Origin of the sequence: Roseateles sp. UC29_93 (genome assembly GCF_042695725.1) — a bacterium.
In the GTDB taxonomy this organism is placed as follows: domain Bacteria; phylum Pseudomonadota; class Gammaproteobacteria; order Burkholderiales; family Burkholderiaceae_C; genus Roseateles; species Roseateles noduli_A.
This window is the reverse complement of sequence record NZ_CP170545.1, coordinates 340,441-365,724: the sequence shown is the minus strand read 5'-3', so window position 1 is coordinate 365,724 and position 25,284 is coordinate 340,441. Positions and strand designations below refer to the sequence as shown.

Genomic DNA, 25,284 nt, shown 5'->3' with positions numbered 1-25,284 from the left:
TTCCCGGCGCTTACTTCTCGGCGTCCACCAGGCCCTTCACGAACCAGCGCTGCATCAGCACCACGACCAGCGCCGGCGGGATCATCGCCAGCATCGCGGTGGCCATGATGATGTTCCAGTCGTTGGCCGCGTCGCCGCCGCTGATCATGCGCTTGATGCCGATGACGACCGGGTACATCTGCTCGTCGGTCGTGACCAGCAGCGGCCACAGGTACTGGTTCCAGCCGTAGATGAACTGGATGACGAAGAGCGCCGCGATGCTGGTCTTCGACAAGGGCAGCAGCACGTCGCGGAAGAAGCGCAGCGGACCGGCGCCGTCGATGCGCGAGGCTTCGACGAGCTCGTCCGGGATCGTCAGGAAGAACTGCCGGAACAGGAAGGTCGCGGTCGCCGAGGCGATCAGCGGTACCGTCAGCCCGGCGTAGGTGTTGAGCATCTTCAGGTCGGAGACGACCTGGTAGGTCGGGCCGATGCGCACTTCCACCGGCAGCATCAAGGTGACGAAGATGGCCCAGAAGAAGAAGTTCCGCGCCGGGAAGCGGAAGTAGACGATCGCGAAGGCCGACAACAGCGAGATCGCGATCTTGCCCACCGCGATGACCATCGCGGAGACGAAGCTGATCCACATCATCTGGCCGACCGGCGCCTTGGAGCCGCCGCCGGTGTTGCCGAACAGCGCGGCCGCATAGTTGTCCAGCAGGTGCGATCCCGGCAGCAGCGGCATCGGGGACTGGACGATCTCCGCGGCCGTCTGCGTCGACGCGACGAAGGCGATGTACAGCGGGAAGGCGACGATCAGCACGCCGAGCACCAGGATCAGGTGCGACAGCATCGTCAGGGCGGGGCGACGCTCGACCATGTCAGTACTGCACTTTCTTTTCGACGAAGCGGAACTGCAGGACCGTCAGCGTGATCACGATGACCATCAGCACGACGCTCTGCGCGGCGGAGCCGCCGAGGTCCAGCGCCTTGAAGCCGTCGTAGTAGACCTTGTAGACCAGGATCGCGGTGTCCTTGCCGGGGCCGCCGTGGGTGGCCGCGTCGATGATGCCGAAGGTGTCGAAGAAGGCGTAGACCACGTTGATCACCAGCAGGAAGAACGAGGTCGGCGACAGCAGCGGGAAGGTGATCGTCCAGAAGCGGCGCCACGGGCCGGCGCCATCGATCGCGGCGGCCTCCAGCAGCGACTTCGGGATGGACTGCAGCCCGGCCAGGAAGAACAGGAAGTTGTAGGAGACCTGCTTCCAGATCGCGGCCATCACGACGAGGGTCATCGCGTGGTCGGCATTGAGCAGGTGATTCCAGTTGATGCCCATCTGCTGCAGGCCGTAGGCGACCACGCCGATGGACGGCGCGAACATGAACAGCCACAGCACCGCCCGCGATCGCCGGCGCGACCGCGTAGGGCCAGATCAGCAGCGTCTTGTAGACCGGCGCGCCGCGCACGACGCGGTTGGCCATCGTGGCCAGCAGCAGCGACAGGGCCAGCCCGATCACCGCCACCAGCAGCGAGAACACCGCCGTCGTCTTGAACGAGGCGAGGTAGCTGTCGTCCTCGATCAGGTTCTGGAAGTTGGCCAGGCCGACCCACTCCGTCGACAGGCCGAAGGCGTCCTGCTGCTGCAGGCTCTGCAGCAGCGCCTGCGCCGCGGGCCAGAAGAAGAACACGCCGATCACCAGCGCCTGCGGCGCCAGCAGCAGCCAGGGCAGCCAGCGCGATCGGAACACCACGCGTTTCTGTTGGGACATCCGGGGAGGGCGTCGAAAGAGGAATCGGAAAGGGCGGGGAGACCGGAGCGCGACAGCGCTCCGGTCGGCTCAGCCGGGGGTCAGGACTTGTTGGCCTTCTGGAAGCGTTCCAGCAGTTCGTTGCCGCGCTTGACCGCGGCGTCCAGGCCTTCCTTGGGCTGCTTCTTGCCGGCCCAGACCTGCTCCAGTTCCTCGTCGATGACGGTGCGGATCTGCGCGAAGTTGCCCAGGCGCACGCCGCGCGACTTCTCCGTCGTCTTGCGGATCATCTGCTGCACGGCGACGTCGGTGCCCGGGTTCTGCTTGTAGAAGCCGCTCTGCTCGGTCAGCTCGTAGGCCGCCTTGGTCACCGGCAGGTATCCGGTGCGCTTGTGGCTCTCGGACGCGACCTCGGCCCTGGACAGGTACTGGAAGAACGCGGCCACGCCCTTGTATTCGGCCGGCTTCTTGCCGGACATCACCCACAGGCTGGCGCCGCCGATGACGGTGTTCTGCGGCGCGCCGGGCACGTCGGGGTAGTAGGGCAGCGGCGCGATGCCGGAAGCGAACTTGGCGCTCTTCTTGATGTTGGCGTAGAGGCCGGAGGAGCCGGTCTCCATCGCGCACTCGCCGGAGTAGAAGGTCGCGTCGGCGCTGTTGCCGCGGCCCTTGTAGACGAACAGGCCCTGCTTGGCCATGTTGGCCAGGTTCTCGATGTGGCGCACGTGCAGCGGCGAGTTGAACGCCAGCCGCGCGTCGAGGCCGCCGAAGCCGTTGTTCTTCGTCGCGTACTCGACGTTGTGCCAGGCGGAGAAGCTTTCCAGCTGCGTCCAGCTGACCCAGCTCGTGGTGAACGGGCACTTGTGGCCGGCGGCCTTGAGCTTGGCGGCGGCGGCGGCGACCTCGGGCCAGGAGCTCGGCGGCTTGTTCGGGTCCAGGCCGGCGGCCTTGAACGCGTCCTTGTTGTAGTGGAAGACGGTGGTCGAGCTGTTGAACGGGAAGCTCAGCATCTGGCCGTTCGGCGCGGTGTAGTAACCGGCGACGGCGGGCACGTAGGCGCCGTTGTCGAACTTCACGCCGGCCTGCTGCATCACCTGACCCACCGGCACGATCGCGCCCTTGCTGGCCATCATCGTGGCGGTGCCGACCTCGAAGACCTGCAGGATGTGCGGCGCGTTGCCGGCGCGGAAGGCGGCAATGGCGCCGGCCATCGACTCGTCGTAGCTGCCCTTGTAGGTGGGGACGATCTTGTAGTCCTTCTGGCTGGCGTTGAAGTCCTTGGCCAGGTCGTTGACCCAGTCGCCGAGGGCGCCGCCCATCGAGTGCCACCACTGGATCTCGGTCTGCGCCGACGCGGCGGCGGGGGCGATCAGCGCGGCCAGCGCGACGGCCGATGTGGCCAACAGGGAAGTCGGGAGGTGCTTCATGGGTCTCCGATGCTCGGGGAGGGTGGTTCTGCGGTCCGCGGCGGACGTCGTCGGGTGGACGGTCCGCCGAGGGCCGGCGAGCTTATTCGGACATTGTGACACCGGCGAACTTAGAGTCCCTCGCCCGGGATTGCCCTCTGGTGGTGGGTTAGGATTCCCACCATTGCCCAGACCGGGCCGGCCGCTGATCGCGGCCATTCGCGAACGCCGCTTCCATGCCCGTGTCCAGCGGGTGCGGGGACCACAAGTCCAGGGCGCTGTCCGGTCGCGGGCCCTTGCCTTCTCCGCCTGTCTTTCCAGCCTGGCATCGGTGTCCGCTCCCCTGGACGCCGGCCTGCCGCAACCCCGGTGCGCGAGCACCTGGCCGCCATGAATGCACCGCATCTGCTGATGCCCGCCGACCCCGCGATGGCCGGCGACCTGAACCAGCCGCACGCGCCCGCCGCCCGGCTGCGCGAGATTCCGTACAACTACACGTCCTTCTCCGATCGCGAAATCGTCCTTCGCCTGCTCGGCGCCCGTGCATGGCAACTGCTCGACCAGCTGCGCACCGAGCGTCAGACCGGCCGCTCCGCGCGGATGCTGTACGAGGTGCTCGGCGACATCTGGGTCGTGCAGCGCAATCCGTACCTGCAGGACGACCTGCTGGACAACCCCAAGCGTCGCGAGGCGCTGATCGGCGCGTTGCGCCATCGCCTGGGCGAAGTGCAGCGCCGCCGTCATCCGGAAGACGACGCCAAGCGCGACGCCTGGGTCGGCGAGCTGCTGACCGCGGCGGAGGCGGCGGTGGCCGCGTTCTCGCACCAGTTCGAGCAGGTGGCCGAACTGCGCACGCGCGCGACCAAGGTCTTCGCGAAGACCACCGCCAAGGACAACATCAAGTACGACGGGCTGTCGCGCGTCGCGCACGTGACCGACGCGACCGACTGGCGTGTCGAGTACCCCTTCGTGGTGCTGACCCCGGACACCGAGGCCGAGATGGCTGCGCTGGTGGCGGGCTGCTTCGAGCTGGGGCTGACGGTCATCCCGCGCGGCGGCGGCACCGGCTACACCGGCGGCGCGGTGCCGCTGGTCTGGAACAGCGCGGTGATCAACACCGAGAAGCTCGAGGCCATGCGTGGCGTCGAGATGCAGCGCCTGCCGGGCCTGGATCGCGAGATCCCGACGATCTGGACCGAGGCCGGCGTCGTCACGCAGCGCGTGTCGGACCTGGCGGAGCTGCACGGCTTCGTCTTCGCGGTCGATCCGACCTCGGCCGAGGCCTCGTGCGTCGGCGGCAACATCGCGATGAACGCCGGCGGCAAGAAGGCGGTGCTCTGGGGCACGGCGCTGGACAACCTCGCCTCCTGGCGCATGGTCACGCCGGATGCGAAGTGGCTCGAGGTCGTGCGCGTCAACCACAATCTCGGCAAGATCCATGACGTCGAGGTCGCGAGCTTCGACCTCCACTACTACGACGCGACCGGCAAGACGCTGGAGCGTACCGAGCGCCTGGACATCCCGGGCCGCACCTTCCGCAAGGAGGGCCTGGGCAAGGACGTCACCGACAAGTTCCTCGCGGGCCTGCCGGGCATCCAGAAGGAAGGCTGCGACGGCCTGATCACCAGCGCGCGCTGGATCGTGCACCGCATGCCGGCGCATGTGCGCACGGTCTGCCTGGAGTTCTTCGGCAATCCGAAGGACTGCGTGCCATCGATCGTCGACATCAAGGACTTCATGTTCGGCGAGATGAAGAAGCCCAACGGGGCCATCCTCGCCGGCCTCGAGCATCTGGACGACCGCTACCTGAAGGCGGTCGGCTACGCCACCAAGAGCAAGCGCGGCGGGCTGCCGAAGATGGTGCTCATCGGCGACATCGTCGGTGACGACGCCGATGAGGTCGCGCGCGCCACCAGCGAGGTCGTGCGCCTGGCCAACGGCCGTTCGGGCGAAGGCTTCGTCGCGGTCAGCGCCGATGCGCGCAAGAAGTTCTGGCTGGACCGCAAGCGCACGGCGGCGATCTCCAAGCACACGAACGCGTTCAAGGTGAACGAGGACGTGGTGATCCCGCTGCCCCGCATGGGCGAGTACACGCTGGGCATCGAGCGCATCAACATCGAGCTGTCGCTGCGCAACAAGCTGGCGCTGATCGACGCGCTGCGCACCTTCTTCGCCGACGGCAACCTGCCGCTGGGCAAGGGCGATGACGCCGGCGAGATCCCGAGCGCGGAGCTGCTCGAGGACCGCGTGGCGCAGGCGCTGGCGCTGCTGGACGAGACCGGCCTGCAATGGCGCACCTGGATGCAGGAGCTGGACGTCCCTCGTGAAGGCGATCGCTCCTACTTCGAGCAGCTCCAGGACTACACGCTGCGCGCGAGCTGGAAGCGCCAGATCCTCAAGCCGCTGCAGGACGTCTTCGCGGGCGGCGCCTTCGCGCCGATCCTGGAGGAGTGCAAGCGCATCCACAAGGAAGTGCTGCGCGGTCGCGTCTGGGTGGCGCTGCACATGCATGCCGGCGACGGCAACGTGCACACCAACATCCCGGTGAACTCGGACAACTACGAGATGCTGCAGACCGCGCACGAGGCGGTCGCGCGGATCATGACGCTGGCGCGCTCGCTGGACGGCGTGATCTCCGGCGAGCACGGCATCGGCATCACCAAGCTCGAGTTCCTCACCGATGAGGAGCTGGCGGGCTTCGCCGGCTACAAGGCCCGGATCGATCCGGAAGGGCGCTTCAACAAGGGCAAGCTGCTGCGCCCGGGGACCGGTGGCCATGGCAGCCAGACGACCTTCGCCGACCTGACCAATGCCTACACGCCCAGCTTCGGGCTGATGGGGCATGAGTCGCTGATCATGCAGCAGAGCGACATCGGCGCGATCAGCGAGTCCATCAAGGACTGCCTGCGCTGCGGCAAGTGCAAGCCGGTGTGCGCGACCCACGTGCCGCGCGCCAACCTGCTCTACAGCCCGCGCAACAAGATCCTCGCGACCTCGCTGCTGGTCGAGGCCTTCCTGTACGAGGAGCAGACGCGCCGCGGCGTGTCGATCAAGCACTGGGAGGAGTTCGAGGACGTCGCCGACCACTGCACGGTGTGCCACAAGTGCCTGAACCCGTGCCCGGTGAAGATCGACTTCGGCGACGTCACGATGAACATGCGCAACCTGCTGCGCAAGATGGGCAAGAAGAGCTTCCGCCCCGGCAATGCGGCGGCGATGCTGATGCTCAACGCGACCAACCCGGAGACGATCAAGATCGCCCGGGCGGCGATGGTCGGCGTCGGCTTCAAGGCGCAGCGCATCGCGCACAGCCTGCTCAAGCGCGTCGCGCGCAAGCAGACCGGCGCGCCGCCGGCGACCGTGGGGACCGCGCCGATCAAGGAACAGGTCATCCACTTCATCAACAAGAAGCTGCCGGGCGGTCTGCCGAAGAAGACGGCGCGCGCGCTGCTCGACATCGAGGACAAGGACTACGTCCCCATCATCCGCAATCCGCAGAAGACCTCGGCGGAAGCGGAGGCGGTCTTCTACTTCCCGGGTTGCGGTTCGGAGCGGCTGTTCAGCCAGGTCGGCCTGGCGACGCAGGCCATGCTCTGGCACGCCGGCGTGCAGACCGTGCTGCCGCCGGGCTACCTCTGCTGCGGCTACCCGCAGCGCGGGTCGGGTCAGTTCGACAAGGCCGAGAAGATCATCACCGACAACCGCGTGCTGTTCCATCGCGTGGCCAACACGCTGAACTACCTCGACATCAAGACGGTGGTGGTCAGCTGCGGGACCTGCTACGACCAGCTCCAGGGCTACAAGTTCGAGGACATCTTCCCCGGCTGCCGCATCATCGACATCCACGAGTACCTGCTCGAGAAGGGCATCCAGCTCGACACCAAGCAGGCCTACCTCTATCACGATCCCTGCCACTCGCCGATGAAGCTGCAGGATCCGATGAAGACCGTCAAGGCGCTCGTCGGCCCCGAAGTCATGAAGAGCGAACGCTGCTGCGGCGAGAGCGGCACGCTGGGTGTCACGCGACCGGATGTGTCGACCCAGGTCCGCTTCCGCAAGGAAGAGGAACTGCGCAAGGCGGAGACGCAGCTGCGGGCGGCGGGCAAGGTCGGCGCGGAGGAGAATCTCAAGATCCTCACCAGCTGCCCGTCCTGCCTGCAAGGGCTCAGCCGCTACGGCGACGATCTGCAGAACGGCCTGCTCGAGGCGGACTACATCGTCGTCGAGATGGCCCGCAAGATCCTCGGGGAGAACTGGATGCCCGAGTACGTGGCCAAGGCCAACAACGGGGGCATCGAGCGGGTGCTGGTCTGAGGACCTGAGCCGCCGACGCGACGTCGGCGCGACGCCAACGAAAAAGCCCGCCGGAAGGCGGGCTTTGCATTGGGGCGGGGCGGTGCGTGTCAGACCCGGAACTGCCCGACCTGCGCGACCAGGCGATGCGCCTGTTCCCGCAGGCTTTCCGCGGCGGCGGTGCTTTCCTCGACGAGCGCGGCGTTCTGCTGCGTGCCTTGGTCGAGCTGGGCCACCGCGCCATTGATGCGGGTCACGCCCTGGGACTGCTCCCGCGAGGCGGTGGAGATCTCGCCGATGATGTCGGTCACCCGCTTCACGCTGGTGACGATGTCCCGCATGGCTTCGCCGGTATCGCCGACGAGCTTGGCACCGGATTCCACGCGTTCGCCGCTGGTGGTGATCAGTCCCTTGATCTGCTTGGCGGCTTCCGCGCTGCGCTGGGCGAGGTGCCGGACTTCGGCGGCGACGACCGCGAAGCCGCGACCTTGTTCACCGGCACGCGCGGCCTCGACCGCGGCATTGAGCGCCAGGATGTTGGTCTGGAACGCGATGGAGTCGATGGTGCCGATGATGTCGCCGATCTGCCGGCTGGCGGCGGAGATCGCGTCCATGGTGGTCACGACCTGGGCGACGACGTTGCCGCCGCGCTGCGCCGCGCGGTCGGACTCGCCGACGAGCTGATGGGCCTGCGCGGCCGACGCGGCGGTCTGGCTCATGGAGCTGGCGAGCTCTTCCAGCGCGGAGGCGGTCTCCTGCAGATGGCTGGCCGATTGCTCGGTCCGGGCCGACAGGTCGCGGCTGCCGGCGGCGACCTCCGCCGAGGCGGTGCCGATGGAATCGCTGGCCTGGCGCACCTCGTTGATGGTGCGCGAGAGCTGCAGGCGCATGCGCTCGACGCCCGCGGACAGGGCGCCAAGGTCGTCCTGCTGACGCACGATCACCGGGCGGGTCAGATCGCCGGCCGCGACCGCGGCGACGGCCTCGTTCAGGTCCGCGAGCGGCTGCCCGACCCAGCGTCCCAGCATCCAGGTCACGCCCAACCCCAGAAGGACAACGGTCGCGAGCATCAGTCCCCACAGCACCCACAGCGTGGTGTTGTGGGCCGCCAGCGCCTGCGCCCGCGAGGCCTCGGCGATCACCCACCAGCCGGTGGCCTGAGACTTGCGCGCCACCGCGAACGCGTCCTTGTAGTTCTCGCCGTAGACGGCCTGGACCGTCTCCAGCACGCCGTCCTGATCGTCGACGAGCGCCTTGACGTACTGCTCGGCCTGGTCGGCCGGCATCACTTCGGACAGCTTCTTGCCCTGGGCGCGCGGGTGGGCGCGCAGCAGCGCGTCAGCCGGCGTCTTGCCCGGATCGAGCAGGTACAGCCCGCCGGTGTCGTAAAGCTTGACCGCGTCGGCCATCTTCACGAGCTCCTGCTGCAGTCCGCGCATGTCGAAGCCGATGAACAGGATGCCGACGACCTTGCCGTCCGCGTCCTTGATCGGCGAGTAACGCGTCATGTAGGGCAACTTGAACAGCGTCGCCGGGCCCACGTACGTGTCCCCCGCCGAGAGCTTGCCGAAGGCGGCGCCGGCGCGGTCCAGCGTCGTGCCGACGGCGCGCGAGCCGTCTTCCTTCTTCAGCGAGGTGGTGATGCGGATGAAGTCGTCCGTGCCCTTGCGCGCGAAGATCGTCGCCACGCCGCCGGTGCGGCGGGTGAAGCGGTCGACCGCGTCGAAGTTGCCGTTGAGCTTCTGGCCGTTGAAGGCCAGTTCCCCGTCGCCCGCGAGCGTGAAGGTGCCGCCTTCGAAGTCGCCGGCCAGCACGTCGTACAGCCGGTTCGCCGAATCCCGCGCCGTGCGGTCCAGGGCATCCGCGACGCGCGCCACCGACGTCGCCTCCGCCGACATGTAGTCCTGCGTGCGCTGCCGCGCCTGATTGGTGAGCACCCAGGACAGGGCACCGCAGATGACGATCAGAAGGACCGCGATCGCGGCACTTGACCAGATGGAGACGCGACGGGCCACCGTCGCGCGCACGGCGTTGTTGTTGTTCATGACCGGACGGCTCCGCGATGAGGCGGAACTGGAGTGATGGTGGAGGTCTCCTAGCGCGTCGTTGTCATTTTGTCTTTGCGCTAGGTCAAACTGTATTGCGTATGACAGCCTGTCAGGGCGTTTCGTTTATCGCCCTTCAAGGGATAACCCGTGGCTATTTCACGGTCACGTGGAGTAATGAGTCCGGTCTCCCTCAGAGGAGGACAGCGCTATCACCTCCCAGGAGGTGACCGACCGGACGGTCGGCTCTCCCGGCCGGCGCAACGGCTCACTCCGCCGAGATGCCGCGGCTGCGGATCAGCGCATGCCACTTCTGGGTTTCGGACTGGATGAAACGTGCCAACGCGGCGGCGTCGCCCGGCGCGACTTCGAGGCCGAAATCCTCCAGCTTCGCTTTCAGTTCCGGCTGTGTGAGCGCCTTCCCCAGCTCCGCGCCCAGCCTCGCCACGATCGCTTCGGGCGTGCCCTTCGGGACGAAGAGACCCTGCCAGGCGCTGACGTCGACGCCGGTGACGCCGGTCTCGTCGAAGCTGGGCACGTCGGGCAGCGCGGCAATGCGTCTGGGCGCGAGGACCGCCAGCGCCTTCAGCTTGCCGGCGCGCAGGTGCGGCAGGGCGGCGGCGGTGTCGAGGATGCCCATCGGCACCACGCCCGCGATCAGATCCTGCGTCGAGAACGCCGTGCCGCGATAAGGCACATGGACGATGTAGCTGTTGGTGCGATCCTTCAGCAGCTCCATCGCGAGGTGATGCGGGCTGCCGACGCCGGGCGAGGCATAGCTGTACTTGCCGGGTCTGGCCTTGATGGTATCGAGCCACTGCTTCGCCGAGCTGAAGCCGGCGTTGGGGTTGACCACCAGCAGCAGCGGGAAGCGGGCCATGAAGCCGACCGGCGCGAAGTCCGCCGGCGAGTAGGGCAGCTTCTTGTAGAGCGCGCTGTTGAACACCATCGCGCCGTTGTCGCCGGTGAGGATGGTGTAGCCGTCAGGCGGCGATTTGGCGGCGTTGTCGGTGCCGATGATCCCCGCCGCGCCGGGCTTGTTGTCGATGACCAGCGTCTGCCCCAGCGCCTTGCCGAGCACCGGCGCCAGTTGGCGCGCCAGGAAGTCGGAGCCGCCGCCCGCCGGGTAGGCGACGACCCACCGGACCGGCTTGGACGGCCAGGTCTGCGCGCGCGCGGTGGCGGGCCAGCCGAGGGCGCCGGCGGTGGCGCCCAGGGCACCCGTGATCAGCAGGGAACGGCGCGCGGCATCGGTGGAGCGGACGGGCATGGATGGGGTCTCCGGGTTGTCGTGCCGGCCATCCTAGCCAGCCGCCGGGGAAGACCCCTCCCGGAACAACCCGATCAGCGCCCGTCGACCATCGCCCCGCTGGCTGCGCCGCCCGTCGATCCTGCCGCCGGCGGTGCCATCTCGAGCAGCGCGATGCGGCCGCTCATGTCGTCGCGCGAGTCTTCGTTGCGGAACGACACCTGCATCACGTAGAGCGTGTCGCGCGCCGCGCCCTGGCATTGCAGCGCGCGCACGGCCCGGCGCAGCGGGGTGCGATAGGCGAGGGGGCCGCGGTCCTGCACCTCGCTGATGACGTTGCCGTTCAGCCGGAAGCTGACCGTGGAGAGGCCTTCCTTGCCTTCGATGAACTGGACCCGGCCCAGGCGGTCGCCCAGCGCCTTGTCCACACCGGGGCACGTGGCGCGCACGTCGGTGCGCGGGATCTCGCCGGGGCGGCGGCCGGAGATCTCGACGCGCTGCAGGTCGTCGGGCGCCGCCTGCGCGGCGCCCGCGGTCAGGACGGCGAAGACCGCGCCGGCGGTGAGACGGGCGGCGGCGCGGAGGAAGTTCGTGGGGGCGTGGCGGACGGGGCGGGTGGTGGCGTGCATGTCGTGCTCCTGTGGGCTGAGGAACCGTCGCGGCCCGCATCACGGTGGCGGAACGATCGGTCTTTTTTCAGCGTAGGCAGCACGAGGGCCTCGACCAAGCGGCGCGCGACCAAGCGTCGAAGCCGAGGGCCGGAGCGCCGGAATTCCGCGACGAAACGCACCTCATCGCCGACCAGCCGTGAATCGACTTTCCCCAGTATCCATCGGGTCGAAAGTCATGCATGACGATCGGCTCCGCAGCGCATGACGACGCGATGACAAGACCTGACCCTCGGCGTGATGGGTTCGGGCCATGACTTCCGCGCGGCCCTCCCGAAAGGCATGGATCCCGAATGGCACGGGGCCTGCCGCGCCTCACGGCGGGCAGGCCCCGGAGGCCGCGGCACGGTGTCGCCGCGGCGGGGTCGGCGCGTCACCAGACCTTGATCGGATCCGCTGCCACCATCGCGTCGCCGCCCTTGCAACTGAAGGCCTTGGCGAACTCCGGCATGTTGGACATCGGCGCCAGCACGCGGAACTTGCCCGGCGAGTGCGGGTCGGTGCGCAGCTGGTTCAGCAGCGCCGCTTCGCGCGACTTGTTGCGCCAGACCATGGCGTTGGACAGGAAGAAGCGCTGCTCGGGGGTGAAGCCGTCGATCTTGTCGGTCTTGCCCGTGCGGCGCAGCGCGTTCTGCAGCGCGTCGAAGGCGATCGGCATGCCGGCCATGTCGGAGATGTTCTCGCCCAGCGTGAGCCGCCCGTTGATGTGCGTGCCCTTGACCGGCTCGTAGCTCTCGTAGAGCGCCACGACGCGGTCGGCGCGCGCCTTGTAGTTCTCGGCGTCGGCGGCGGTCCACCAGTCGTTGAGGCTGCCGATGCTGTCGAACTGCCGGCCGCGGTCGTCGAAGTGGTGGACGATCTCGTGCCCGATCACCATGCCGATGCCGCCGTAGTTGACAGCGTCGTCGGCCTTCGCGTCGAAGAACGGCGGCTGCAGGATGCCGGCGGGGAAGGTGATCTCGTTGAGGCCGCCCGCCTGCGCGTTCACGATGTACGGCGACATCGTCCAGCGCGTGCGGTCGCTCGGGCGGTCCAGGTCCTTGATCTGCTCGCCGTGGAACCAGGCCGCGGCGCGCAGCTGGTTGCCGGCGAAGTCCTTCGGATCGAGCGTCATGCCCTCGTACTTCGGCCAGGACGCGGGCGCGCCGATCTTGGGCTGCATCGCCTCGAGCTTCTCCAGCGCCTTGACCTTGGTGTCGGGATTCATCCAGGCGAGGTTCTGGATGCGCGTCTTCATCGCGGCCTTGACGTCGCCGATCAGCAGCGTCGCGCGGCGCTGCGCCTCGGGCGAGAAGGCCTTGGACACGAACAGCTCGCCCAGCGCCAGGCCCAGCGGGCTGCCGCCGGTGCGGCCGCCGATCAGCTGGATGACTTCCTCGTCGCGCGGCATCGGCTGCTCGAGCCCGGAGATGGTCGCGCCGCGGTAGTCGAAATCCGCCTCGGCGAAGGCCTTCGGCAGGCGGGCGGCGCTGTTCTCCAGCACGCGCATCCGGAGGTAGGTCTGCCAGGTGGCGAGCGGGACCTTCCCGGCCATCTGTGCGACGCGCGCCAGGAAGTCGGGTTGCGCCACGATCAGCCGTTCGACGCCGCCGGCCCGCGTGTCGCTGCGGGTGAGCGCCTTCAGATAACCGTCCCAGGCCAGCCCCGGCGCCTTGCCCGCGAGTTCGGCCGTGGTCATCGGGTTGTAGACCTTGAGCGGATCGCGCAGCTGCGCGCGCGGCGTCGTCGCGTCGGCCAGTTGGGACTCGAAGGCCATCAGCGCATCGATCGCGGCCGGCGTGGCGTCGAACCCTGCCGACGACAACAGCCGTTGCGCATACAGCCGGTAGGCCGTGCGCAGCTTCTTGGCGATGTCGCTGTCCTTGAAGTAGTCGTCGCGGTCCGGCAGGCCCAGGCCCGACTGGCCCAGCGTCAGCACATTCACGCGGGTGTTCTTGACGTCGGCGCGCACGGAGGCGCCCACCGGCGCGGCGATGCCCACGCGGCCGAACTGCGCCAGCACGAAGGGCAGGTCCTCCGCCGACTTCATCGAGGCGACGCGATCGAGCAACGGCTTGATCGGCTTCAGGCCCTGCGCCTCGATGGCGGCCCGGTCCATGCCGCTGGCGTAGTACGCGGCGACCTGCTTCAAGCCCGGCGACTTCTGCAGCTCCGGCTTGGCCAGCAGCTCCGCCAGCGCATCGCTCAGCAGCCGGTCGTTGGCCACGCGCAGCGCGTCGAAGCTGCCGATCCGGGTGCGGTCGGCCGGCAACTCGGTGCGGGCGACCCACGGCCCGTTCACGTAGTCATAGAAGTCGGCGCAAGGCTGGATGTCGGGCGAGAAGCTTGCGACATCCAGCGCGCGCGCCGGTGCTGCGGCGAGGGCCAGGGTGGAGGCAGCCGCGGCCGCAATCAGGCGTAGTGGAAGCATGGTTATTTGTCACCAATGTGTGGCGAAAACGACAAGCCGCACAGGCTAATCGACCCCCCTGTCCCCCGCCATCCGAGGCGTCCCGCGCATGGCTTCCGACACCCCGGGCACGCCGTTCGCGCAGGTCCGCAAACTGCGCGCAAACATTACGAATCAGGGCGTTAGCTGTAAGAAAGGGGCGATTGGCAGATCAAAGTCTGCGTTTTGACACAAATAGGTTATAGGGGTATTCCTTCCTGTTAACTGTTTCAGGTAGGTCGGTTGGCGCCCAACTGTCTTCCTACACTGCATCGCACGCCAATCGGATTGGGCCGATCGGCGTGCCCCACCAGCGGTGCCAACGCGCCAGACGTTCGGGGCTTTGCAGGCGTCGGCGAACCCGGCGTCGATCGAGAACTCTGGAGATGACAAGCATGTTGCGATTGAACAAGCTCAGCGTCGCGCTGGCTGTGGGTCTCGTCACGATGGGCGCCGCCCAGGCGGGCGTGTCGTCGGTGGACATCGACAAGGCGCCGCGGCAACTGAGCGAACAGACCGATCGTCTGATCGTGAAATACAAGGACGGCAGCACCGTCGTGCAAGGGCGCCTGGGCGCCGCGATCCAGGCGCAATCGGTGGCCAGCGATGCCATCGGCGCCCGTACCGAGCGCCTGCAGCAACTGGCGGCGCCGCTGGGCACCCGGCTGTCGCTGGTGCGCCAGATGGGCACCGGCGCCCACGTGTTCAAGCTGGACCGCCGGCTGAACCTGCAGGAACTGCGCGAGCTGGGCGACCGGATCAAGGCGCAGGACGCCAACGTCGAATACGTCGAACCCGACCGCAAGATGCACGCGCTGTTCGTGCCGAACGACAGCAGCTACGGCTCGCAATGGGACCTGTCCGAGAGCGTCGGCGGCATCCGCGCACCGGCGGCCTGGGACCAGGCGACCGGCACCGGCGTCGTGGTCGCGGTCATCGACACCGGCTACCGGCCGCATGCGGACCTGTCGGGCCAGATCGTCGCGGGCTACGACATGATCGTGGACACCACGGTCTCCGTGGACGGCAACGGCCGTGACAACGACCCGAGCGACCCCGGCGACTACAACGCCGCCAATGAGTGCCAGGCCGGCGACCCGGCCTCCACGTCCAGCTGGCACGGCACGCACGTGGCCGGCACGATCGCGGCCAAGACCAACAATGCCCTGGGCGTGGCGGGCATCGCCTACAACGCCAAGGTCCAGCCGATCCGCGTGCTGGGCAAGTGCGGCGGCTACACCTCCGACATCGCCGACGGCATGACCTGGGCCTCGGGCGGCAGCGTCTCCGGCCTGCCGACCAACGCGACGCCGGCCAAGGTGCTGAACCTGTCGCTGGGCGGTGGCGGCGCCTGCGACACCACGACGCAGACGGCGATCAACGGTGCCCGCTCGCGCGGCGCCAGCGTCATCGTCGCCGCCGGCAACGAGAACCAGAACGCGTCGAACTCCAGCCCGGCGAACTGCTCGGGCGTGGTCGTGGTCGCGGCGACGGATCGCAACGGCGCCCGCGCGTACTACTCGAACTACGGCTCGATCGTGACGCTGGCCGCGCCGGGCGGCGACGTCCGTTCCAGCGCCAGCAACGGCATCCTGTCGACGCTGAACAACGGCACCAGCACGCCGGGCGCGGACAGCTACGCCTACTACCAGGGCACCTCGATGGCCACGCCGCACGTGGCCGGTGTCGCGGCCCTGATGTACAGCGCCAAGCCCACCGCCACGCCGGACGAGATCACGGCCGCGCTCAAGAGCAGCGCCCGCGCTTTCCCGGCACCTGCAGCCAGTGCGGTTCCGGCCTGCTGGACGCGAACGCCGCGATCACGGCGATCAAGGGCGGCGGCGGCGGCGGTGGCGGCGGCACGATCGCCGAGGTCGAGCCCAACAACAGCCGCACCGCGCCGCAGACCGTCAGCGCGCCGGTCCAGGTGACGGGCAGCCTGTCGACTTCCGACACCAACGACTACTTCAAGGTCACGCTGCCCGCGGGCAAGACGCTGAGCGCGACCTTGACGCCGGCCAGCGGCAAGGACTTCGACCTGCAGCTGCAGAACAGCAGCGGCACGCAGCTCAAGCTCAGCGAAAACGGCGCTGGCGCTGCCGACAGCTTCACGTACGCGAACACCGGATCGTCCTCGATCGTCGTGTACGTGCGGGCTTATTACTACTCGGGCACCAGCGGCACGTACACGCTGAACCTGAGCTGGTAAGGAGCCCCGCAGGACTTGCCACTCTCCTCGTTTGGTAAGCCGGGTGCCTCGGGCCCGAACGGGGCTCCCGTTGAATCCCGCCGGTGAAAGCTGGCGGGATTTTTTTCGTTGCTCACCCCGCCGGCCGGGCGCCCCGATCGCCCACCCGACCAGCCCCCGTCGTACGAGGCCACGCACCGGTACACTGCCCGCTTGTTTTTCGCAGCGATGTGCCCGGTCAGCCGGGGAGATCGCGTGATCATGGCCGGCATCGATTCCACCACCCCGCTCCCCACCGACATCGTCGTGCACCAGCAATCCAAGGTGCTGGAGCTCGCCTTCACCGACGGTGTGCGTTTCCGCATCCCGTTCGAGCTGATGCGCGTGCGCAGCCCGTCGGCGGAAGTGCAGGGCCACGGCCCGGGCCAGGAGACGCTGCAGACCGGCAAGCGCGATGTGACCATCGTGGCGGTCGAGCAGGTCGGCCACTACGCGCTGAAGCCGACCTTCTCCGACGGTCACGAGAGCGGCCTGTTCACCTGGGCCTATCTGTACGAGCTCGGCCGTGACCAGGACCGCCTGATGCGCGAGTACGAAGAGAAACTGGCCGCCGCGGGCCTGGACCGCGACGCGCCCATGGCGACGAAGGCCGCGGGCGGCCATTCGCACGGCGGCGGCGCCGGCAGCTGCGGCAGCCATTGATCGATCGACCTTGCGCGGCGATTGCCCCCGACGCGCCTCCATTCAGCAGGACCCCACCATGAGCTCCACCCATTTCGGCTTCGAGTCCGTCGACGAAACCGCCAAGGCCAGGCGCGTGCGCGGCGTGTTCGACTCGGTCGCCGCGCGCTACGACGTCATGAACGACCTGATGTCGATGGGGATGCACCGCGCCTGGAAGCTGTACACGCTGGCCGTGGCCAACCTGAAGCCGGGCGACCGGGTGCTGGACATCGCCGGCGGCACGGGTGACATGGCCCGGCTGTTCGCGAAGAAGGTCGGCGAGCGCGGCATGGTCGTGCACACCGACATCAACGAGGCCATGCTGCGCACCGGCCGCGAGCGTCTGATCGACGAGGGCATGGTGCTGCCCACCAACCTCTGCGACGCCGAGGCGCTGCCCTACAAGGACGGCTCCTTCGATCTGGTCTGCGTGGCCTTCGGCCTGCGCAACATGACGCACAAGGACCTGGCGCTGGCCGAGATGAACCGCGTGCTGCGCCCAGGCGGCCGGCTGCTGGTGCTGGAGTTCTCGCAGGTCGCGGCGCCGCTGCGCAAGCCCTACGACTGGTATTCCTTCAAGATCCTGCCCCGCATCGGCTCGCTGATCGCCGGCGACGCCGACAGCTACCGCTACCTGGCCGAATCGATCCGCATGCACCCGCCGCAGGCCGAGCTCAAGGCCATGATGAAGACGGCGGGCTTCGGTCATGTGGACGTGCACAACCTGACCGGCGGCGTCGTGGCGCTGCACGCCGGCATCAAGTGCTGAGCGGCGGCAAGGCCTGACCCCGCGCGCCAGCAAGCAGGGCCCCGAAAGGGGCCCTGGCTCATTGGGGAACGGAGATCAGCGGGCCGGCGTCAGCAGGGCGCCTTCCACTCCCGGAGTTCGGTGGCGAGGATGGCATGGCCGTCCTGCTCGGCGCGACGGGCGAGTTCGTCGACGTTGCCGTCGGTGACGAACTCATGGCCCACGCCCTTCACGAGCTGGCCGTAGACGCTGTCGAGGTCGTCGGAATCGACGTCGGTATCGGAGGTCGGGAACGGCGGCGTGTCGGCTGGCAGTTCCGGGCGGAGTTGATGCGTCGAATGGGAGGGGGAATGGGCCATCGGAGTGCTCCTTGAGTCGATGAGGTCGAGGGGAGGTCGTACGGAATGGCAAGGCCGTCGTCACTTCGGGCGGACGGCCTTGCGATTGGAACGGGGCAGCTTTCCCTCCCGCAACTGCTTGACCGCGTCGCCGACAAGGTTGGCCACCAGTCGGACCTCGTCCTGCAGGGCCTCGTCGCGGTCGAGCGCCTCGTGGCTGTTGAAGTAGGGCTCGAAGTAGCCGATGTAGCGGTCGAGCCGGGACAGGCTGCCGGCGTCGATCAGGCCCATCCAGTCCAGCCAGTCGCCGAGGTTGCGGCGTTGAGCTTCCACGCCGGCCACGTCGCCGTGCACCACCAGGCCGTAAGCGCGGCCTTCGAGGTGCTTGGGATAGTCCCACCCCTTTTCTTCGATCGCCTTGGCTTCCGCGGCTTTCTTGCCATGGGTCGAAGTCGGATCGGGATTGCCGCCGTCCGCGCAGACCAGGCGGTCGATCATCAGCTTCAATGCGCTGGGCGACTGGTACCAGTAGGTCGGGGTGAACAGGATCACACCGTGTGCGGAGACCCAGCGCTCGTAGATCTCGTTCATCCAGTCGCTGGACTGGTCGAGCGCGTGATTCGGATAGCAGCTGCAGGGCCAGTGGCAGAGCGGCATCGCGGTGGACACGCAGCCCTTGCAAGGATGGATCTGGCGGCCGTACTCGGAGGTGATCAGGCTCAGGTCCAGGACATCGATGATCACGTCGTGCCGGCTGAGCTGGTCCTTGGCGATCTGGGTCAGACGCCAGGTCTTGGACATCTCCCCCGGGCAGGTGCCGTCGTTGCGGTCGCTGCCGCAGACGAGCAGCACGCGCGAGCGCGTGGCCGGATCGCTCCAGCGCTGCTGCGCCAGCTGGAGCCGTTGATGCGCGTCCAGCCACTCGACCGAGGTCTCGTACGACGGGTCCTTGAAGCCGCTGCCCGCCGGACGGGTGATCGGCGACTTGCGGCCCTCCTTCATCGCCTCGAAGGCGATGACCTCCAGGCGCGCGATGGCCTCGTGCTCGGCGCGGTAGGCCGGGTCCTGGAAGCGGCGCATGAAGCGCTCATGGAATTGCTCGCGGGTCAGCTCCGCGGGCTGCTGGCCCTTGCGGATCACGGTCATCGGCGGCCCCTCGGGTGGCGGTTCGGACAGTATTCGGGGCCCCGCGGGAGACACCCGTCGGACGAAGGCGCCTTGTGCGACGGGTGCTGTCCTACGCGCGTCGCGGTGACGGGTCCAGGGCGGTGCGACATGCACCCTGATCACGCGGCCTGCGCGGTGCATCGCACCGTGGGCGGGCACCGGCCCGTCGTCCTCCCCCTCAAACGCGGGGTGCGGCATTCCCGCCTCCGGGGTTCCCCGCAACCTGCTTGTCACGAAGCGACCCTACGCTCCGCCCGTTCCTTCACGTGCGTGAAGTCAAGCGCACAACTTCACATGATTTGCCGACAAATTGTTGCCGTAAACGTTTGCGCAAACCGTTGAATCATCGATACGACAGTCCGGGGGTTGCCATGAAATTCAAATCCATCCTGCTCGCCGCAGGTCTCCTGTGGGCCGGTCTGGCCCAGGCCGACACCGTGGCGCTGTGGGGCTTCAACCAGGTCGGGGTCAATGCCCAGAACCAGCCGGTCTATTCGACCAAGCCGACCTACACCGACCACGGTGGTGCCTTCCTGGACACCTTGGGCGTGTCCACGACCTTCGTCAGCCAGTCCGGCTCGTCGGACACCACCGGCGGCAGCATGGCGCTCAACACCGCCGGCTACGCGAGCCAGGGCACGGGCGACCGCACGACCGGCGTGCAGTTCTCGATCGACACCACCGGATTCCAGGACATCGTCCTGACCTTCGACCAGCGCAACAGCGCCACCGCGTCCGCCTGGACCGCGCTGCTGTACACGATCGACGGCGAGAACTGGGTCGAGGCCACCACCTTCCGCATGCTGCGCGACAGCGTCTTCGTGAAGGGGCTGGGCTTCAACTTCTCCGACATCGCCGGCGTGGACGACAACGCCAATTTCGCGGTGCAACTGGTCAGCATGTTCGCGCCCGGCACGCAGGCCTACGCCGGCACCGGCGGCAATTACGGCACCGGCGGGACCATCCGCTACGACATGGTCCAGTTCGCGGGCTCGCTGATCCCCGAGGTCGACGTGCCGGAAGTGCCCGAGCCCGCCTCGATCGCGCTGGCCGTGGTCGCGCTGGGCGCGATGGGCCTGAGCATCCGCCGCCGCAAGCAGGCCTGAACCCCGTCGAGGAGAACTCCCATGAACTTCCGCACCCTGTTCCCCCAGTCCGGACGCGCCGTGCTGCGCCTCACCACGCTGAGCGCAATGGCTGTCGTGCTGACCGCCTGCGGCGGCGGCCTCAATGGCGAGAAGTCGCAGACGCAGCAGCAGGCGACCACGCCCGATGACCGCGCGACCGCGCTGACCGCCGATCCCTCGGCCAAGTACCCCGACCACCACGAGTTCGACGCCGCGCTCGACGTGCCGTTCACCGGCGCCGAGACCACCGGCGCGCGCGACTTCGCGGTCCACCTCGATTACGTCGGGGCGCCCGCAGGCACGCTGCTGGCCTATCGCGTCGAACTGCGCTCGCCCGCCGGTGCCGTCGTCAAGCGCTGGAGCGGCGTCGAGAAGTACGCCGGCGACGTCAAGAGCGTCACGTTGAACTGGGCCGGGCGGGGCAGCGCCGGCCTGCCGGACGGCATCTACACCGCGACGCTGACCGCGCTCAGCGCCAAGGCCGACGTCGCGCTGAAGAGCAGCGGCGGCGACGCCCAGTTCGCCGAGATCCTCGCCGCCCAGCAGGCCGGCGAAGGCGGCCACGCGGTCGAACAGAGCTGGAACTTCGCCATCGGCAAGCCGGCCAGGATCGCGATGGGCACGCTGCGTCCGCTGGCGATGGGCGCCGCGGGCGAGGCCGACCAGCGCGTGCGCGCGCAGTCGGCGGCGGTGGGCGCGGGCTCGTGGCCCTACACCATCTACTACGGCAGCTTCCACGGCCAGACCAACGACTCCGACGGCGGCGGCGCCATCGGCAGCTGCAACTCGTCGCAGCCGGCGCAGAGCGGCGCCTTCGGTCCCGACGCGGCCTTCCCGTACGCGAAGGACGCGGGCCTGGACATCTTCGCCAACACCGACCACAACCACTACTACGACGGCTCGTCCAGCACCAACACCAGCGGCAGTGCCACCGCGGCCAAGGCGCGCTACCAGCGCGGCCTGCAGATCGCGGCCGACTACACCGCGGCCAACGCCGGCTTCCTGGCGATGTACGGCATGGAGTGGGGTGTCATCAGCAACGGCGGCCACCTGAACATCTTCAACAGCAACGAGCTGTTCTCGTGGGAATACAACGCGCAGAACGAGCTCTTCGGCGACCGCTACATCGCCAAGAACGACTACGCCACGCTGTACTCGGTGATGCGCGCCCAGGGGCTGATCGGCCAGTTCAACCATCCGGACTCGAGCGGCCAGTTCATCATCAGCGGCACCGACATGGCCTACAGCGCCGACGGCGACGAGGTGATGGTGATGTCGGAGGTGATGAACACCTCGGCGTTCTCGTCCAACACGACCGAGACCGAGACCTCGCGCAGTTCGTACGAAGGCTCGTGGAAGAAGCTGCTGGAGCGCGGCTTCCACGTGGCGCCGGCGACCAACCAGGACAACCACTGCGCCAACTGGGGCAAGTCCTACACGAACCGCACCGCGGTGCTGATCCCCACGGGCACGCCGCTGAGCAAGGCCGCGCTGGTCGACGCGCTGAAGGCACGCCGCGTCTTCGCGACGCTGGACAAGAACTCGCAACTGATCTTCAGCGCCAACGGCAAGATCATGGGCGAGCGCTTCGACAACGCGGGCGCGCTGGCGCTGAACGTCGGGTTCTACAACCCGAACGGCCGCACCGTCGTGCAGACCGAGATCTGGGAAGGCGTGCCCGGCCGCAACGGCACGGTCACGCTGCTGAGCAGCAACCCGACCGCCACCGTCACGCCGGCCAACGGCAAGCACTTCTACTACGCCAAGGTCACGCAGGACGACGGCAAGGTGCTGTGGTCCGCGCCGATCTGGGTCAACCAGGGCGTCAGCGGCGGCGACACCACGCCGCCCTCGGTGACCGCCGCGGTCAACGGCACCACCGGCACGATCACGTTCTCCGCCACCGCCAGCGACAACGTCGGCGTGACGCAGGTCGAGTTCTGGCTGGACGGCGCGCTGCGCGACATCGACACGACGGCGCCGTACTCGATCGCCGTCAACTCGGCGCAGCTGGCCAACGGCACGCACAGCCTCGTGGCCAAGGCCTACGACGCGGCCGGCAACACGACGACCTCGACGCCGGTCAGCTTCACCGTCAACAACGTGGTCGACGCGGCGGATGAGGTCGAGCCCAACAACACGATCTCCGCCGCGAACGCCGTCGGCAGCCGCAACCAGCTGACCGGCTTCATCGGCAGCGCCAGCGACATCGACTTTTTCAAGGTCACGCTCGCCGCCAACCAGCGCCTGCGCGTGGACATGACCGGCCCGACCTCGTCGAGCATCGACTACGACCTGTACGTGGTGAAGTCCACCGGCACGGGCCTGGCACGCTCGGAAGCGGTCGGCAGCACGGAGTCGCTGACGTACCAGAACGGCGCGACCGCGCAGACGGTCTACATCAAGGTGATGTCGTACTCGGGATCGAGCACGACCTCGCCCTACAAGCTGACGATCAGCTATCCCTGATGAAGGAACACGGCCGCTGAGGGGCGGCCGGGGAGGAGGCGGCGCGAGCGCTCTCACACTTGCTCCCTCTCCCGCTCGCGGGAGAGGGTGGGAGTGAAGGCCAGCAGCCGGTGAAGTCAGAAGAAGGCGGTCCCGCGAAGGACCGCCTTTTTTTTGTCAGCGCGCGGCCTGCGTCGCGGGCTCGACCGACTCCCAACCGCCGCCCAGCGCGAGGAACAGCTGCACCTGTTCGTCGATCAGCGTGGCCTCGGAGGCGGCCAGCGCGGCATCGCTCGCGGCGAGCGCGCGCTCGGCGTCGAGCGCGTCCAGGTAGGCGACCTTGCCCCCCTGGTAGAGGCGCCGCGCCTGTCCGGCGACGACCGCCGCCTCGTCGCGCGAGGCTTGCAGCGCCGCGCGACGGTCCAGTTCGCGGGCGTACTGGTTGAGGGCTGTCTCGGTCTCGCGCAGCGCGTTCAACACGGTACCGTCGAAGCGGGCCGCGGCCTGCCGCGTGCCGGCTTCAGCCTGAGCGATCCGCGCGTCCGCAATGCCGTTGTTGGGCAGCGTCCACGAGATCAGCGGCCCCAGGCTCCAGCTCAGCGTGTCGCTCTTGCCGAAGCCCGCGAGCGTGCCCGCCGAGCCGGCCGACAAGCCCAGGCTGATCTTCGGATAACGGTCCGCGATCGCGACGCCGATGCGCGCCGTCGCCGCATGCAGTTCGCGCTCGGCCTGCCGGATGTCGGGACGGCGGCGCAGCAGCGCGGCACCGTCGCCAACCGGGATCGTGCCCGCCACGTGCGGCGCGACATGGCAGCCGGCCAGCTCGCGCGGGAAGTCCTCGGGCAGTTCGCCGGTCAGGGTCGCGAGGCGGTACAACGCCGACTGCCGCTGAGCCAGCAACGGCGGCAGCGCCGCCCGCAGTTGCTGGAGCTGGCTGCGGGCGCGCGCCGCGTCGATCTCGCCGACACGGCCGGCGCGCTGCAGGCGCTCGGTGACGTCGATCGCCTCGCGCTGCAGATCGACCGAATGCTGCGCGGACGTGAGCCGCTGGCCCGTCGCGCAGGCTTCCGCATACGCGCGCGCCGTGCCCGCCGCCACGTTGACCTTCACGAGGTCGAGCGCGGCCGAGGCCGCCTCGGTGCTCGCATGCGAGGACTCGATCGCGCGGCGGATCTGGCCGAACAGGTCGAGCTGGTACGAGAGACCCACGCCCGCGCTGTAGCGGTAGGTGTCGGGCGGCACGTAGTCCTTCTTGAGCATCGACAGGCCGGACGGGTGACCGTAGCTGGGACCACCGTTGACGCTGACGGTCGGCTTCTCGCCGCCGGCGACTTCGGACTCGAGGGCCTGGACGCGTTCGAGGTTCGCGACCGCCTGCCGCAGGTCGGTGTTGCGCGCGAGGGCACGTTCCACCAGATCGTCGAGCCTGGGGTCCTGGAACAGGCGCCACCAATGCGGTGGCAGCGGGGCCGCGTCGAAGGGGACCGGCGTCGCCGCCGCCCGATCCGCGCCGGCATCGGCGCTCGCCATCTTCGCGGCGTCCGCGGCGCGTGCCTGTTCAAGGAAGGGCGCCGATGCGCGCGGCTTCATCACGACGGCGTCGGCGGGCACCCGATAGTCCGGTCCCTTCGGCGTGGTGGAGCACGCCGCCAACGCTGCGGCGGCGATCACCGCCAGCAGCGGTCTTATCACGACGCTCATGACTTCAACTCCGCCTTTGCTGTCGAGCCCGCCGTTGCCGCGGCCGTTGCCGTTGCCGAGCCCTTGGCCGTCGTGCCGGAGATCACCTGCACCGTCACTGTCTGACCGGCGACGAGCCGCTCACCCGCCGGCAGCGGATCGAGCTTCACCCGCACCGGCACGCGCTGCGGCAGTCGCACCCAGTTGAAGGTCGGGTTCACGCTGGGCAGCAGGTTGGCGCTGGTGCTGCGGTCGCGGTCGGCGATGCCGGCGGAGAGGCTCTCCACGCGGCCCGTCAGCGCGCGGCTCGCGCCCATCGGCTTGACCTCGACGGCGTCGCCGACGTGGATGCGCGGCAGCTTGGTTTCCTCGAAGTAGCCCTCGACGTAGAGCGAGCCCGCATCCACGAGCGCGAGCACCGCATGCCCGGCGGTCGCATAGGCGCCCTGGCGCAGGTCGAAGTTGGTGATGGTGCCGGCGGATGGCGCGCGGATCTCGGCGCGCGCCAGATTGAGTTTGGCGCTGTCGACGGCCACCTCGGCCTGTGCGACGGCGGCGCGCGCCTGCTCGGCGCGGCTGCGGGTCTGCTCACTCGCTTCCTGCGAGACCAGCGTGCCGAGTCCCTTGTTGCGATCGGCCTCGCGCAGCGCCTGCGCCAGCGCGACCTTCTGCGCCGACAGCTGCGCCTGCGATTGCCGCAGCGCCAGCTCGTAGCGCGCGCGGTCGACCTCGAACAGCAGCGCGCCGGCGGCCACCTGCTGGTTGTCCTGCACCGGCACGGCGGTGACGAGGCCGGACACATCGGGTGCGATCTGCACGACGTTGGCGCGCACGCGGCCGTCGCGTGTCCAGGGCTGGAGCTCGTAACGGTCCCAGAGCTTGCCGGCCGCCCACAGGGCGCCGCCGACCGCCGCCAGGGTGACCACCATCGAGATCGCGCGGCGCAGGGGGAAGGAAGAAGGCTTCATGTCGTGGAGTCCAGGTTTCCGGAGTCGTTCATGCGTGGATCGGTCGACCGCTCATGCGGAGAGGTCGCTCGTTGAAGGCG

General features: G+C 68.4%; 17 protein-coding genes and 1 pseudogene. 7 read left to right on the top strand and 11 right to left on the bottom strand.

Going from position 1 to position 25,284, the window contains the following annotated elements:
* Positions 1-10: 10 nt before the first annotated feature.
* The 3 genes and pseudogenes from ugpE to ugpB form a co-directional block, all read right to left on the bottom strand.
* The gene (gene ugpE / locus ACFJIX_RS01665) at positions 11-859 is read right to left on the bottom strand and encodes a sn-glycerol-3-phosphate ABC transporter permease UgpE (protein ID WP_377157252.1); all 849 of its coding nucleotides are present in this window, start codon (positions 857-859) and stop codon (positions 11-13) included.
* Between the two features lies 1 nt (position 860).
* Positions 861-1,749, bottom strand: a pseudogene (gene ugpA, locus ACFJIX_RS01660) (sn-glycerol-3-phosphate ABC transporter permease UgpA).
* A gap of 80 nt (positions 1,750-1,829) precedes the next feature.
* Positions 1,830-3,155 carry a sn-glycerol-3-phosphate ABC transporter substrate-binding protein UgpB gene (gene ugpB / locus ACFJIX_RS01655; protein WP_377157250.1) on the bottom strand — a complete coding sequence of 442 codons (1,326 nt, stop codon included), beginning with the start codon at positions 3,153-3,155 and terminating at the stop codon, positions 1,830-1,832.
* Between the two features lie 369 nt (positions 3,156-3,524).
* Here ugpB and ACFJIX_RS01650 point away from each other — a divergent pair, with 369 nt between their 5' ends.
* Positions 3,525-7,448, top strand: a complete 3,924-nt coding sequence (locus tag ACFJIX_RS01650) for a DUF3683 domain-containing protein (RefSeq protein ID WP_377157248.1) — start codon at positions 3,525-3,527, stop codon at positions 7,446-7,448.
* Positions 7,449-7,537: 89 nt separating this feature from the next.
* On the opposite strand, the gene ACFJIX_RS01645 is transcribed toward ACFJIX_RS01650, so the two are convergent.
* From ACFJIX_RS01645 to ACFJIX_RS01630, 4 genes are all read right to left on the bottom strand, one after another.
* A complete protein-coding gene (locus tag ACFJIX_RS01645; RefSeq protein ID WP_377157246.1) occupies positions 7,538-9,472 on the bottom strand; it encodes a Cache 3/Cache 2 fusion domain-containing protein in 1,935 nt (644 codons plus the stop codon).
* A gap of 268 nt (positions 9,473-9,740) precedes the next feature.
* A complete protein-coding gene (locus ACFJIX_RS01640) occupies positions 9,741-10,742 on the bottom strand; it encodes a Bug family tripartite tricarboxylate transporter substrate binding protein (RefSeq protein ID WP_377157243.1) in 1,002 nt (333 codons plus the stop codon).
* A 74-nt stretch (positions 10,743-10,816) separates the two neighbouring features.
* On the bottom strand, positions 10,817-11,350 hold the full coding sequence (locus ACFJIX_RS01635; RefSeq protein WP_377157241.1) for a hypothetical protein: 534 nt from the start codon (positions 11,348-11,350) through the stop codon (positions 10,817-10,819).
* A 412-nt stretch (positions 11,351-11,762) separates the two neighbouring features.
* Positions 11,763-13,799 carry a M13 family metallopeptidase gene (locus tag ACFJIX_RS01630; protein ID WP_377157240.1) on the bottom strand — a complete coding sequence of 679 codons (2,037 nt, stop codon included), beginning with the start codon at positions 13,797-13,799 and terminating at the stop codon, positions 11,763-11,765.
* Between the two features lie 413 nt (positions 13,800-14,212).
* Between ACFJIX_RS01630 and ACFJIX_RS01625 the strand changes: the two genes are divergently transcribed.
* From ACFJIX_RS01625 to ubiE, 4 genes are all read left to right on the top strand, one after another.
* Entirely contained in the window at positions 14,213-15,748 is a 1,536-nt protein-coding gene (locus ACFJIX_RS01625; RefSeq protein ID WP_377157238.1) for a S8 family peptidase, read from the top strand.
* Entirely contained in the window at positions 15,745-16,026 is a 282-nt protein-coding gene (locus ACFJIX_RS01620) for a pre-peptidase C-terminal domain-containing protein (RefSeq protein WP_377157237.1), read from the top strand. Before ACFJIX_RS01625 ends, ACFJIX_RS01620 begins: the two co-directional genes overlap by 4 nt.
* A gap of 240 nt (positions 16,027-16,266) precedes the next feature.
* Entirely contained in the window at positions 16,267-16,707 is a 441-nt protein-coding gene (locus ACFJIX_RS01615) for a gamma-butyrobetaine hydroxylase-like domain-containing protein (RefSeq protein WP_377161545.1), read from the top strand.
* Between the two features lie 58 nt (positions 16,708-16,765).
* Positions 16,766-17,497: a bifunctional demethylmenaquinone methyltransferase/2-methoxy-6-polyprenyl-1,4-benzoquinol methylase UbiE gene (gene ubiE, locus ACFJIX_RS01610; protein WP_377157234.1), complete on the top strand. Its 732-nt coding sequence runs from the start codon at positions 16,766-16,768 to the stop codon at positions 17,495-17,497.
* Between the two features lie 89 nt (positions 17,498-17,586).
* Here ubiE and ACFJIX_RS01605 read toward each other — a convergent pair whose 3' ends face one another.
* Complete coding sequence (locus ACFJIX_RS01605; protein ID WP_377157233.1) at positions 17,587-17,835, bottom strand: hypothetical protein; 249 nt, start codon at positions 17,833-17,835, stop codon at positions 17,587-17,589.
* A gap of 60 nt (positions 17,836-17,895) precedes the next feature.
* A complete protein-coding gene (locus tag ACFJIX_RS01600; RefSeq protein ID WP_377157231.1) occupies positions 17,896-18,960 on the bottom strand; it encodes a flavodoxin family protein in 1,065 nt (354 codons plus the stop codon).
* Between the two features lie 392 nt (positions 18,961-19,352).
* Here ACFJIX_RS01600 and ACFJIX_RS01595 point away from each other — a divergent pair, with 392 nt between their 5' ends.
* Positions 19,353-20,087, top strand: a complete 735-nt coding sequence (locus tag ACFJIX_RS01595) for a PEP-CTERM sorting domain-containing protein (protein WP_377157228.1) — start codon at positions 19,353-19,355, stop codon at positions 20,085-20,087.
* Positions 20,088-20,108: 21 nt separating this feature from the next.
* Positions 20,109-22,577, top strand: a complete 2,469-nt coding sequence (locus tag ACFJIX_RS01590) for a CehA/McbA family metallohydrolase (RefSeq protein ID WP_377157227.1) — start codon at positions 20,109-20,111, stop codon at positions 22,575-22,577.
* A gap of 156 nt (positions 22,578-22,733) precedes the next feature.
* Here the strand turns inward: ACFJIX_RS01590 and ACFJIX_RS01585 are convergent, their stop codons facing one another.
* Together ACFJIX_RS01585 and ACFJIX_RS01580 are read right to left on the bottom strand one after the other, a co-directional pair.
* Positions 22,734-24,257, bottom strand: coding sequence for a TolC family protein (locus tag ACFJIX_RS01585; RefSeq protein WP_377157225.1), 1,524 nt, complete (start codon positions 24,255-24,257; stop codon positions 22,734-22,736).
* On the bottom strand, positions 24,254-25,204 hold the full coding sequence (locus ACFJIX_RS01580) for an efflux RND transporter periplasmic adaptor subunit (protein ID WP_377157223.1): 951 nt from the start codon (positions 25,202-25,204) through the stop codon (positions 24,254-24,256). Before ACFJIX_RS01580 ends, ACFJIX_RS01585 begins: the two co-directional genes overlap by 4 nt.
* Between the last annotated feature and the right edge of the window lie 80 nt (positions 25,205-25,284).